The following is an 11,573-nucleotide window of genomic DNA, read 5'->3' on the forward strand; positions in this document are numbered from 1 at the left end:
ACTCACCTTACCAGATGTCAAGGTTCTATTGCACCGCGAAGGTCGTTTTATATCGGACTGTGTCCGAGAGAGCTCCGGATGCGGTTGACGATGTAGGTGCCGTCGCGGCTGGACAGCACGCGCTCCAGATTGGCACCGTCGATCTTCACGCTGGCAAACCGCGGCCCGGCCGTAACATCTTGTAAGGACGAGGCAAACGCCTCGACCTCGGCCAGGGTCGTGATGTTGCTCGTATCCTTGATTCCGCAGGCTTTGGCAACGCCGACCAGATCGGCGGTCGCCCCGGTATGGCTCGCCTGGCCGCCGGTCTCGCCATAGGCCTCGTTGTCGAGCACGACGATCGAGAGGTTCTTGGGCTGTTGGAGACCCACGGTGGCGAGGCTGCCCATGCCCATCAGCATCTCGCCGTCGCCGGTGATCACGACCACGGGCAGCGTCGGCTGCGCCAGCGCGAGCCCGAGCCCGATCATGACAGCGCCGCCCATGCCGCCCCACAGATAGAAGTTGCGGTCATGGTCGCCGGCGGCGGCGATGTCGTAGGTGGAGGCGCCGAGGCCGCCGACGGCGATGGCGCCCTTGCGATCCTTGAGCAGTTGCGAAACGACGGCGCGACGGTCGAGGAGATTGGCTTTGCTCATTTGGTGAAGACCTTTGCCCCGATCAGGCGCTGCGACAGCAGGACGGCGGTTGGCGTGCAGGCGTTATAAGCTTGGGCGGCGCCGGCCTCGACGACCTCCCGCACCTCCTCGGGGTGCGAGGCGCGCAGCACCTTGATGCCGGACAGTTCGAGCACGGCCTGGGTGCTCGACCCCATCGGCACCTGCCACGGATTGAACTCGCCCCATTCGCCGCGCATCGTCACCAGGGCGAAGAACGGCAAGCGGAAGATCTGCACCAGCGACAGCATGTTGATGCAGTTGCCGACCCCGCTCGACTGCATCAGCAGCACGCCGCGCTGGCCGCCGGCCCAGGCGCCCGCAAGCAGCGCGACGCCCTCCTCTTCCGTCGTCAGCGCGACGCCGCGCATCGCGGGCGAGCCGAGCACGCGCTCGATCAACTGCGAATGGCCGGCATCCGGCACATAGGGCACCTGGCGCACCTCGAAGCGCTGCAATATCGAAAAGATCTCCTCGGGCCAGGCGGCCGCGGTCTCGGCACGGGCATGCATCGGCGTTTCCGGTTTCAGAACTGTTTGGCCTGGGACTGTAGTGGGGCCCGCGCGCTTCATCAAAGCGCAAAACCGCATATGGCTCTGCGATTTACTCGCAGCGCACCAGGGCCGTTCGATTCTGGTGGCAGCAAACCGAAGCGTCCCGGACGCACATCAAATTGTGTTGCGCGGCGGCGGCACGCGCCCTACGATAGTTGCAATTGAAACTAATCAGATTGGGCATTCGGCATGGATGTACAGGCGCGAGAGCTGTCCGATCGTTTCGATCTCGAAAGACTGACGCCGGACTTCTACGCGAACCCCTACCCGACCTATCGTGCGCTGCGGGAGAACGCGCCGGTGAAGCGGCTGCCGAACGGCTGCTACTTCCTAACCCGCTACGACGACCTCGTCACCGCCTACAAGAACACCAAGACGTTCTCGTCCGACAAGAAGAAGGAGTTTCTGCCGAAATACGGCGATTCCCTGCTCTACGAGCACCACACCACAAGCCTCGTCTTCAACGATCCGCCGGCGCACACCCGCGTGCGGCGGCTGATCATGGGCGCGCTGTCGCCACGAGCGATCGCCGGCATGGAACCGGACTTGATTGCGCTGGTCGAGAGCCTGCTCGACCGCATCGCCGCGAAGCAGCGCTTTGAGCTGATCGGTGATTTCGCCTCCGCTATCCCAGTCGAGGTGATCGGCAATCTGCTCGACGTGCCGCACGACGAGCGCGAACCGTTGCGCGACTGGTCGCTGGCGATCTTGGGCGCGCTGGAGCCCGTGATCGGCAAGGAAGCGTTCGACCGCGGCAACGCCGCGGTGAAGGATTTCCTCGCCTATCTCGAAACCCTCGTCGAACGTCGCCGCTTAAGGCCGGGCAATCCCGACCGCGACGTGCTGACCCGGCTGATCCAGGGCGAAGATAATGGCGAGCGACTGACCGCAAAGGAGCTGCTGCACAACTGCATCTTCCTGCTCAACGCCGGCCACGAGACGACGACCAACCTGATCGGCAACGGGCTCGTCGCGCTCCACGAACATCCCGACCAGAAGACGCGTCTGATCGCACAGCCCGACCTGATCAAAACCGCGGTCGAGGAGATGCTGCGCTACGAGAGCTCGAACCAGCTCGGCAACCGCATGATCGTCGAAGAGACCGAGATCGGCGGCATCCAGATGCCGGCCGGCACGCTTGTCACGCTGTGCATCGGCGCCGCCAACCGTGACCCCGCGCAATTCCCCGACCCTGAACGTTTCGACATCGCGCGGACGCCAAACCGTCATCTCGCCTTCGGCACCGGCGCGCATCAATGCGCCGGGATGGCGCTGGCGCGGCTCGAAGGCGCGATCGCGATATCGCGCTTCCTTAAGCGCTTTCCGAACTACGCGCTCGACGGCGCGCCGGTGCGCGGCGGCCGGGTCCGCTTCCGCGGCTTTCTCAGCGTGCCCTGCAGCATCAACGGCTAGGCATTTTCGCCAAAGGCACTTCCTCGTGGGCGGACGGATGCCCACATCATGCCAAAGAGCGCTCGGGCGTTCTGTCCGGCGCGCCGCAGCGGGAGTGACGCAGGATGAGCGCATCGGTCACCGATTTCCTCGCAACCGAAGCACGCTTTGGCACCTACAATTACGAGCCGATCGGGGTCGTGCTGTCCCGCGGCGAAGGCGTCTGGGTCTGGGACACCGATGGCAACCGCTATCTCGACTGCCTCTCCGCCTATTCGGCGGTAAGCCAGGGCCACTGCCATCCGAAGATCCTTGCCGCGATGGTCGAGCAGGCACGCCGGCTGACGCTGACTTCGCGCGCCTTCCACAACGACCAGCTCGCGCCCTTCTACCGCGAGCTCGCGGAGCTGACCGGCTCGCACAAGGTGCTGCCGATGAACAGCGGCGCCGAGGCGGTCGAGAGCGCAATCAAGTCGGTGCGCAAATGGGCCTATGAGGTGAAGGGCGTGCCGGACGGACAGGCCGAGATCATCGTCTGCGCCAATAACTTCCACGGACGCACGCTCGGCATCGTCGGCTTCTCGACCGATCCGGCGACCCGCGACCATTTCGGCCCGTTCGCACTGGGCTTCAAGATCATCCCGTTCGGCGATGCCACGGCGCTCGAGCAGGCGATCACGCCGAACACCGCAGCCTTCCTGGTCGAGCCGATCCAGGGCGAGGCCGGCGTCATCATTCCCTCGCCGGGCTACTTCACGCGCGTGCGCGAACTGTGCACTGCGCACAACGTGATGCTGGTGCTCGACGAGATCCAGACCGGGCTCGGCCGCACCGGCAAGCTGCTCGCCGAGCAGCACGAAGGCATCGAGGCCGACGTGACCTTGCTGGGCAAGGCGCTGTCGGGCGGCTTCTATCCGGTGTCCGCCGTGCTTTCCAATAACGCCGTGCTCGGTACGTTGCGGCCCGGCCAACACGGCTCCACGTTCGGCGGCAACCCCTTGGCCTGCGCGGTGGCGCGCGCCGCGCTGCGCGTGCTGGTCGAGGAAGGAATGATCGAGAACGCGGCGCAACAGGGCGCGCGCTTTCTCGCAGGACTGCAGGACATTCGCGCCAACGTGATCCGCGAGGTACGCGGGCGCGGGCTGATGCTGGCGGTCGAGCTTCATCCGGAGGCCGGCGGCGCCCGCCGCTACTGCCTGGCGCTGCAGGCGCGCGGCATTCTCGCCAAGGACACCCACGAGCACACCATTCGCATCGCCCCGCCGCTGGTGATCACGGGCGATCAGGTCGATTGGGCAGTGGAGCGGATCGCGGCTGCCCTGACGCAGGATGTCTCCTGACGGTTCCGCGACGCCGGCTACGATGACAACGAACGATTTCGACGTCTGTGCGTTGAAGCGTTACGGGCGACTGGTGAACGGAGAGCTGCGCCCATGCTTTCCCGTCGCGTTAGCTTTGTTGCATTTTTGATTGGTGTTTCGATGCTTGCGGCAAGCGGCGGCGCGTCCGCCCAGCCGCAAAGAGTTGGCCCGCCGGGACTGGCGGCAAGGCCCGCCGCACCGCCCGCGATGGCACGGCCCGCTGCACCGCCCGCCATGGCGCGCCCGGCCGCGCCGATGGTGCATGCCGCCCCTCCCGCAATGGCGAGGCCGCCTGCAATGGCTCGGCCGGCGGCACCCGCGTTCCAGGCGCCGCAGCGACCGGCAATGATGCCGCGCCAGGCGCCGCATTTCGCCGCACCGTCCCCACGCCAGGCTCCCCATATCGCCGCACCACGCGTCGCAACGCCGCGGCCCGAAATCCGTCGCGAGGCAATCCCGCAGCGCCAGGCTCCGCACATCGCCGCGCCATCGCGCCCGAGCCCGCCATCGCGCTTAAGCGAGCGGCCGTCGCCGACGGAGCGGGTTCAACAGCAGGCGCAGCAGCGCCAGCAATTGATCCAGCAGCGTCAGCAGATGGCGCAGCAGCGGCAGCGCGAGACGCTCTCGCGCCAGACCGCGGAGCGGCAGACCCGGATCGATCGGCTGCAGCAACGCGTGCAGCAGTTGCAAGCGCAAAGGGTTGAAGGCGCGCGCGCGCAACGCGCCCATGACCGGACGCTGCAGGCGCAGAACCGCCTGCTGCAGCGCGAGCAGCAGGCCCAGCAAGCCGATCTTGCTCGCCAGCAGCGATTGGGGCTGGCAGCGACGACGGTCGGAGCGGCCACCGCGGCCACCGCCGCAACGCAGGCGGCCCAGCGCGAGCGATTTGCCGCACGGTTCCGCGAGCAGGCAGGAGCGCAAGCCCAGGCCGCGCTTGTCGCGCGCCAGGGCGGCTGGTCGCCCCGGCATGCCTGGCGGCGCGGCCACCGCGCGGTGTTCATCGCGTGGGTTGGGCCGGTGTTCTGGCCTTATGCCTATTCGGACATTTTTGACTACACGTTCTGGTCTTATGGCTACGAGCCCGGCTATTGGGCCTACGCCTATGACGGCTTGGTCGACACGGTGTTCTGGGACACCAACAGTCCCTACTCCGCCTATGCCAGCATCAACCCTGGCGATTATCCGGCAACGGCAGGCCGCACGCGGTCCCGTCAACGCGCGGAGACGGGCGCGTCGCAGGCGATTAAGCAGCTATGCGCGGAGCCGGACAAGGGCGTCACAGCCTGGCCGCTGGACGATATCACACGGGCGGTCCGGCCGAACCAGGAGCAGCAGGCCCTGCTCGACGACTTGAAGACGGCCGCAGCGAAGGCCGCCGATGTCTTCAAGGATTCCTGCACGGACAGCTATGCCTTGACGCCAACCGGCCGCTTGCGGTCGATGCTGAGCCGCATTAGCGCGACGCTCGAAGCAATCAAGATCGTGCGGCCCGCACTGGAGAATTTCTACAATTCGCTCAGCGACGAGCAGCAAGCCCGCTTCAACGCGCTCGGCCCCCATGTCGGCGAGCGTTCGCAGCAACAACAGGAAGCGACTGCACAATCCGGAAACTGCGGCGATTCGAAATCCGACCTGGCTCAACTGCCGATCAACAGGATCGAATCTTCGCTTCATCCGGCGGGCAAGCAGAAGGACGCGCTCGACCGCTTGAGCGATGCAACCAGCAAAGCCATCGCGGACCTGCAGGCGGCCTGCCCGAACGATGTGCCGCTGACCCCGGTCGGCCGGCTGGAAGCGATGCAGAACCGGCTCGAGGCGATGCAGAAGGCCGCCAAGCTGATCGAGCCTGCGCTGGACGAGTTCTACGCCTCGCTGAGCAGCGAGCAGAAAGCGCGCTTCAACACGCTGCAGCAGGTCGCGAATCCCTGAGGCATCGGCCTGCTATCCGGACAGCCGGACGCGCCCGCGCGATGCCGATCCCCCGTCTTGCCTTTGCCACCGCCGCGCAGCAATGTTTGACATCGGCATCCTGATGCCATGTCGAATGACGGGACGGGAATGAAGCGTGGTCGGATGAACATCGGTGAGCTGCGCGAGCGCTGGGGCGATTCGTTGCTGACGGTGCTCACTGTCCTGATCGTCATCATGATGTTCGTGGTGGCGCCGTTGCAGGCGCTCGGACTGTTCGAATTCCAGGTCTTCGAGCTGCTGCTGGCGCTGTTCCTGGTTGCAGGCGTATTCCTGATGTCGGGCAGCGCATTCGCAATGGTCGCGATGCTCACCGCGCTCGCGATGATCGTGGCCGGCGCGATCCTGCGCCTGCACGCACCTTCGATCCTCGACCTCAATCTGTTCGCAGGGGCCTGGCTGCTCGTCGGCGTCACCATGGCGGTGACGGTGGCGCGCGCGACCTTTGCGCCCGGACGCGTGACCTATCACCGCGTGATCGGCGCGATCCTGCTCTACTTCACGGTCGCGGTGATCTTCGCCGCACTCTATACGTTTATCGGCACGCTGGTACCGACCGCATTCTCCGGCATGAAGATCGCGGACAGTCCGACACTGGCAAGCCAACTGATCTATTTCTCATTCGCCACGCTCACGACCACAGGCTATGGCGACGTCGCGCCGCTGCACCCCATCGCGCGCAGCCTATGCAATGTGGAGGCCATCTTCGGCCAGCTCTATCCTGCAACGCTGCTGGCGCGCCTGGTCACGCTGGAGCTCGCGCACCGGGATCGGGATTCTTGACGCACGGCTCCATCGACGTCATTGCGAGCGAAGCGACGCAATCCATCGTGCCACAAAATGGAGAGATGGATTGCTTCGTCGCTTCAGCGCAAAATTGCCTTGCAATTTTGTCGCGAGCTCCTCGCAATGACGGCGCCTATACCGCCGTCCGGTGCCGTTCGATGCAGGTCTGCAACACCTCATCGATCGGCTTGCCCCACCAGTTGTCGGAGAAGATCTCGATCTCCGAATAGCCTGCAAAGCCCTGCGCCTCGACCGCGGCACGGACCGATTTGATGTCGATCACGCCGTCGCCCATCATGCCGCGGTCGTTGAGAATGTCCCTGGTCGGCACCAGCCAGTCGCAGACGTGAAATGCCAGCAGCCGGTCCTTGCCGGCGCGCACGATCTGGGCGTTCAGCTCCGGGTCCCACCAGATGTGATAGACGTCGAGCGCGACGCCGATCGCGCCGGTGCGGCCGGGATCGAGCGCATCGCAGAGGTCAAGCGCCTGCTTCGTGGTGTTCACGCAGGCGCGGTCCGCGGCATAGGCCGGATGCAGCGGCTCGATCGCGAGCGGCAGCTTCGCCTGCCTGGCATAGTCCAGCATCTCGGCGATGCCGTCATGCACCTGCGCCCGCGCCGCGGTGATGTCCTTCGACGCCGTGCTGCCCGGCCGTGAATATTGCGGCAGGCCGCCGACCACGAGCACGATGCAGGAGGCGCCGAGGGCCTTGGCCTCGTCGACTGCGCGGCGGTTGTCGTCGCGCACCGCGCTCCGGTGGGCTTTGTCGGCCGTGAACATGCCGCCGCGGCAATAGCCCGACAGATCGAGCCCGGCGTCCCTCACCGCGCGCACCGCGCGCGCGAGCCCGATGCTGGCGACCTGGTCGCGCCAGGGATCGATGGCGCGGATGCCGTGACGCGCGCAGGCCTCGATGATGGCGAGGAGATCGCCCTGCTTGCGGACGGTCGCCGTATTCAGCGATAGCCAGCGATGATCGTTGGAAAAGTCGCGCATCAGGCGTCGATGCCGCGCGTCGCGAGAACCGTCGTCATCCGGCGCGTCGCCACTTCCGGATTGGCTAGCAGCCCGGCCTTGTCGGCGAGGCGGAACAACTCGGCGAGATGCAAGGTCGAGCGTGCGCTCTCCTGACCACCGACCATCGTGAAGTGATCCTGATGCCCGTTGAGATAGGCCATGAACACGATGCCGGTCTTGTAGAACCGCGTCGGCGCCTTGAAGATGTGCCGCGACAGCGGCACCGTCGGCCCCAGCACGTCGTGGAAGCCGGCCTCGTCGCCCGCCGCGAGCCGCGACAGCGCATAGGACGCGACCGGCGCAATCGCATCGAAGATACCGAGCAGCGCGTGCGAGAAGCCCTTGTCGTCGCCGGCGATCAGTTCGGCATAGTTGAAGTCGTCACCGGTATACATCCTGACGCGCGGATCGAGCCGCCGCCGCATGTCGATCTCGCGCTGCTTGTCGAGCAGCGACACCTTGACGCCGTCGACCTTCGCCGCGTTGGCGTTGATGATCGCGACCGCCGTGTCCATCGCTTTGTCGAGATCGGCGGTGCCCCAGTAACCCGATAGCGCCGGATCGAACATGTCGCCGAGCCAGTGGATGATCACGGGCTCGCGCACCTGCGCCAGCACCCGGTCGTAGACCCTGGCGTAATCCTCCGCGCTCTTGCCGAGCTTGGCCAGTGCGCGCGAGGCCATCAGGATGATGCGGCCGCCGGCCTTCTCAATGGCCGCAATCTGCTCCTCATAGGCGCGGATCACATCGTCGATCGTCTTCGCATCCTCGACCGCGAGATGATCGGTGCCCGCGCCGGAGAACACCAGCGCGTTGCCCTTCGCCTTCGCGGCCTTCACCGAACGCTGGATCAGCTCCAGCGAGGTCGCCCAGTCGAGCCCCATGCCGCGCTGCGCGGTATCCATCGCCTCTGCCACGCCGAGCCCGAGATCCCAGACGTGCTCGCGGAACGCGATGGTGCGGTCCCAGTCGATCGCCGCGGTCAGCCATGGATCGACGTCGGCGCGCGGGTCGGCCACCACATGCGCAGCCGAGAACGCCACGCGGTTGAGCGTGCCCTCGAGCCTTGCCGGAAAGTTCCGGGATGTTGCGAGGCGATAGGTCTCGAGGCCGCCATCGGCGGTCGGCAGCTTCAGCGACAGGGATGATTTCGGCAGGACCTGCTTACTCATGACGAAGTCCTCATCTCAGACCACGATCGGCGCGACGTCGATCCAGCGCCGCTCCTTCCAGCTCTTCAGCGCGCACTCGGCGAGCTGCACGCCCTTGGCGCCTTCGAGCAGCGTATACTTGTAGGGCGCATCCTCGCAGACATGGCGGATGAACATCTCCCACTGCTCCTTGAAGCCGTTGTCGTAGACGACGTTCTCAGGCAGCTTCTGCCAGTCGGCGTAGAAGTCGTGCAGCCGCTTCTCGTCCGGGTTCCACACCGGCCGCGGCGTCGCCTGGCGCGCCTGGATCATGCAGTCGGTCAGGCCCGCAACTGCCGAGCCGTGGGTGCCGTCGACCTGGAAGGTGACGAGGTCGTCGCGATAGACGCGCGTTACCCAGCTCATGTTGATATGCGCGATCACGCCGCCCTTCAGCCTGAAGGTGGCGTAGGCGGAATCATCCGCGGTCGCCTGGTACTTCCTGCCCTTCTCATCGTAGCGCTCGGGGATGTCCGTGGTCCCGATGCAGACCACGCTCTCGACCTCGCCGAACAGATTGTCGAGCACGTAGCGCCAGTGGCAGACCATGTCCAAAATGATGCCGCCGCCGTCCTCGGCACGATAGTTCCACGACGGCCGCTGCGCGTCCTGCCAGCCGCCCTCGAACACCCAGTAGCCGAACTCGCCGCGCACCGAGAGCATACGGCCGAAGAAGCCGGAGTCGCGCAGGAAGGCGAGCTTCTTCAGGCCGGGCAGGAACAGCTTGTCCTGCACGGTGCCGTGCTTGAGGCCCTTGGCGTTGGCAAGCTTCACGACCTCGACCGCCTCTTCCAGCGTGGTCGCGATCGGCTTTTCGCAATAGACGTGCTTGCCGGCGTTGATCGCCTTGGTCAGCAGCGACGGCCGCGCCTGCGTGGTCGCGGCGTCGAAGAACACGGTGTCACCCTTGTCGGCCAGCGCGCGGTCGAGATCGGTGGTGGAGCGCTCGATGTTGAAGCGCTTCGCCAATGCGGCCACTTTCTCCGCGTCGCGGCCGACCAGGATCGGATCGGGCATGATGCGGTCGCCGTTCGCGAGCAGCACGCCGCCCTGGTCGCGGATCGCGACGATCGAGCGGATCAGGTGCTGGTTGAGCCCCATTCGGCCGGTGACGCCATTCATGATCAGGCCGAGGCGTTTGGTCGTCATAGTGCTTGCTCCTGCGAAACGCGTGGGGTTGGCCGCTTGAGCGGCTGCATGGTGGACCAGTCCGGATGAACGGAGCTGGCAAAGCCCTGGGTGGTCAGCGATCCCGTCAGGAGATCACCGTCGTGGATCGCGAGGCGCGCCTTGCCGCCGTCGCGGGTGTAGAGATCGGGATGTGCCGCGAGGAAGGCCTCCGCCTCCGCGGCTGGCGTCTCGGCAAAGCCGTCGACATAATGGTGCCCGTTGCGCTCGGCATGGCTGACGCCGATCAGCGCGCCGAGCGCGAGATCCTGCTGCACGGCGAGCCCGGCCTGGCAGGTGAGGTCCTCGCCGCTGATGAAATGTGGAGCGCCATCCGCGCTCCAGGCCGCCGCGCGCGTCGCGTTGATGATCGCCTTGTAGATCCCCTTGCAGGATTTCGAAGAGATGCCGCGATAGCCGAGCGCGCGCGCCGCCGGGAACGCGTCATAGGAGTCGTCGGCCTCGTCGATGATGAAGCTGCGCGCGGCGAGAGCGCCGAGCGGCGAGGCTTTGGTGATGTCGCGCGGCATCGGCTGCTCGATATAGAGCAGGTTCGCGGTGATCGGTGCCAGCGCTGCATCGCGCTCGAGCCGGTCGACCAGCGCGTTCAGCGCGGCGAGATCGGCATATTGCTCATTGGCGTCGAGCGTGACCTTGGTGGCGTAAGGCAGCCGGGCGAGCTCCCTGCCGATCCGCGCCAGGCGCGCCGCGTCATGCGCGGGATCGCCGTTCAGCTTGAGCTTGAAGTAGCGCGCGCCGGCGTTTTCCTTGGGGTCAGCGACACCGCCCTCGCCTTCGATTGGGTCATCCATCCCGACCGTATGCCTGACCGCGACGTGATCGAGCCGTCGGCGACTCGCAAGGAAGCGCGCAATCGCGGCATCATCGAGATCGGACGTCAGCCGGGCATCGATGCCGGCGATGTTGGCGGCTATGCCGTCGAAGACGCTGAGCCCGGCGGCGCGCAACAGCGCATCCAGGATCGCCTTGTCGATCTCGGCCGGCCCATAGGCTGCGGCAAGCGGCGGGATATCCTCCTTCGTGCACGCCGCCATCTGCGCGCCAATGCATCTGGCATGCAGGCCGAAGGCGGTGTCGAAGTCCTCCCGCGAAAGATACAGCTCGCGCGCGATCAGCAGCGAGCGGCGGAGCGCGTCCACCGTCTCGTTGGGCGTCAAATGTGGCCGCTTGTCGAACCATTTCGGCGCCATCATCTCGGCGCTGGCGCCGGTCGCGCGCCCCTTGCCCTCCACCTCGATCTCGACCCGCACGAACATCTGCGGCGCCGCATTGATCGTGACCGCGCCAAAGCGGAACGGCCGGGCGAAGGCGACCGGACGTTCGAAGAAGGCGATATCGCGCACAGCGAGGCGAAGCGGCATCACAATGTATCGTGGAGCGTTGCAAACAGGGGTCGCGGCACGCTGGTCGCCTCTCCCTCGCCCCGCTCTTGCGGGGAGAGGGTTGGGGTGAGAGGCGTC

At 66.0% G+C, this 11,573-nt stretch carries 10 protein-coding genes; 4 read left to right on the plus strand and 6 right to left on the minus strand.

Annotated features, from left to right (window positions below):
* Positions 1–47: 47 nt before the first annotated feature.
* Together P6U25_RS25720 and P6U25_RS25725 are read right to left on the minus strand one after the other, a co-directional pair.
* Positions 48–638: a thiamine pyrophosphate-dependent enzyme gene (locus P6U25_RS25720; protein WP_407147565.1), complete on the minus strand. Its 591-nt coding sequence runs from the start codon at positions 636–638 to the stop codon at positions 48–50.
* On the minus strand, positions 635–1,168 hold the full coding sequence (locus P6U25_RS25725; protein WP_407147566.1) for a phosphonopyruvate decarboxylase: 534 nt from the start codon (positions 1,166–1,168) through the stop codon (positions 635–637). Before P6U25_RS25725 ends, P6U25_RS25720 begins: the two co-directional genes overlap by 4 nt.
* A 231-nt stretch (positions 1,169–1,399) precedes the next feature.
* On the opposite strand from P6U25_RS25725, the gene P6U25_RS25730 reads away from it, so the two are divergent.
* From P6U25_RS25730 to P6U25_RS25745, 4 genes are all read left to right on the plus strand, one after another.
* Positions 1,400–2,623 carry a cytochrome P450 gene (locus P6U25_RS25730; protein ID WP_407147567.1) on the plus strand — a complete coding sequence of 408 codons (1,224 nt, stop codon included), beginning with the start codon at positions 1,400–1,402 and terminating at the stop codon, positions 2,621–2,623.
* A gap of 104 nt (positions 2,624–2,727) precedes the next feature.
* Complete coding sequence (gene rocD, locus P6U25_RS25735; protein ID WP_407147568.1) at positions 2,728–3,942, plus strand: ornithine--oxo-acid transaminase; 1,215 nt, start codon at positions 2,728–2,730, stop codon at positions 3,940–3,942.
* A gap of 318 nt (positions 3,943–4,260) precedes the next feature.
* Complete coding sequence (locus tag P6U25_RS25740) at positions 4,261–5,892, plus strand: Spy/CpxP family protein refolding chaperone (protein WP_407147569.1); 1,632 nt, start codon at positions 4,261–4,263, stop codon at positions 5,890–5,892.
* Positions 5,893–6,036: 144 nt separating this feature from the next.
* The gene (locus tag P6U25_RS25745) at positions 6,037–6,714 is read left to right on the plus strand and encodes an ion channel (protein WP_407147570.1); all 678 of its coding nucleotides are present in this window, start codon (positions 6,037–6,039) and stop codon (positions 6,712–6,714) included.
* Between the two features lie 136 nt (positions 6,715–6,850).
* On the opposite strand, the gene P6U25_RS25750 is transcribed toward P6U25_RS25745, so the two are convergent.
* From P6U25_RS25750 to P6U25_RS25765, 4 genes are read right to left on the minus strand one after another with little or no spacing between them, the layout of a single operon-like run.
* A complete protein-coding gene (locus P6U25_RS25750) occupies positions 6,851–7,714 on the minus strand; it encodes a sugar phosphate isomerase/epimerase family protein (RefSeq protein WP_407147571.1) in 864 nt (287 codons plus the stop codon).
* Complete coding sequence (locus P6U25_RS25755; RefSeq protein ID WP_407147572.1) at positions 7,714–8,907, minus strand: dihydrodipicolinate synthase family protein; 1,194 nt, start codon at positions 8,905–8,907, stop codon at positions 7,714–7,716. The genes P6U25_RS25750 and P6U25_RS25755 overlap by 1 nt, the downstream gene beginning before the upstream one ends.
* Before the next feature lie 15 nt (positions 8,908–8,922).
* A complete protein-coding gene (locus P6U25_RS25760; RefSeq protein WP_407147573.1) occupies positions 8,923–10,074 on the minus strand; it encodes a Gfo/Idh/MocA family protein in 1,152 nt (383 codons plus the stop codon).
* The gene (locus tag P6U25_RS25765; protein WP_407147574.1) at positions 10,071–11,474 is read right to left on the minus strand and encodes a hypothetical protein; all 1,404 of its coding nucleotides are present in this window, start codon (positions 11,472–11,474) and stop codon (positions 10,071–10,073) included. Before P6U25_RS25765 ends, P6U25_RS25760 begins: the two co-directional genes overlap by 4 nt.
* Positions 11,475–11,573 lie beyond the last annotated feature (99 nt).

The organism is Bradyrhizobium sp. ORS 86, from assembly GCF_045571475.1.
In the GTDB taxonomy this organism is placed as follows: Bacteria; Pseudomonadota; Alphaproteobacteria; order Rhizobiales; family Xanthobacteraceae; genus Bradyrhizobium.

What these genes read in the sequence shown, in the direction of transcription:
- P6U25_RS25750 (WP_407147571.1), bottom strand. Translation starts at nt 7,714, where the DNA reads ATGCGCGACTTTTCCAACGATCATCGCTGGCTATCGCTGAATACGGCG.
- P6U25_RS25760 (WP_407147573.1), bottom strand. Translation starts at nt 10,074, where the DNA reads ATGACGACCAAACGCCTCGGCCTGATCATGAATGGCGTCACCGGCCGA.
- P6U25_RS25740 (WP_407147569.1), top strand. Translation starts at nt 4,261, where the DNA reads ATGGCTCGGCCGGCGGCACCCGCGTTCCAGGCGCCGCAGCGACCGGCA.
- P6U25_RS25730 (WP_407147567.1), top strand. Translation starts at nt 1,400, where the DNA reads ATGGATGTACAGGCGCGAGAGCTGTCCGATCGTTTCGATCTCGAAAGA.
- rocD (WP_407147568.1), top strand. Translation starts at nt 2,728, where the DNA reads ATGAGCGCATCGGTCACCGATTTCCTCGCAACCGAAGCACGCTTTGGC.
- P6U25_RS25745 (WP_407147570.1), top strand. Translation starts at nt 6,037, where the DNA reads ATGAACATCGGTGAGCTGCGCGAGCGCTGGGGCGATTCGTTGCTGACG.
- P6U25_RS25720 (WP_407147565.1), bottom strand. Translation starts at nt 638, where the DNA reads ATGAGCAAAGCCAATCTCCTCGACCGTCGCGCCGTCGTTTCGCAACTG.
- P6U25_RS25755 (WP_407147572.1), bottom strand. Translation starts at nt 8,907, where the DNA reads ATGAGTAAGCAGGTCCTGCCGAAATCATCCCTGTCGCTGAAGCTGCCG.
- P6U25_RS25725 (WP_407147566.1), bottom strand. Translation starts at nt 1,168, where the DNA reads ATGCATGCCCGTGCCGAGACCGCGGCCGCCTGGCCCGAGGAGATCTTT.
- P6U25_RS25765 (WP_407147574.1), bottom strand. Translation starts at nt 11,474, where the DNA reads ATGCCGCTTCGCCTCGCTGTGCGCGATATCGCCTTCTTCGAACGTCCG.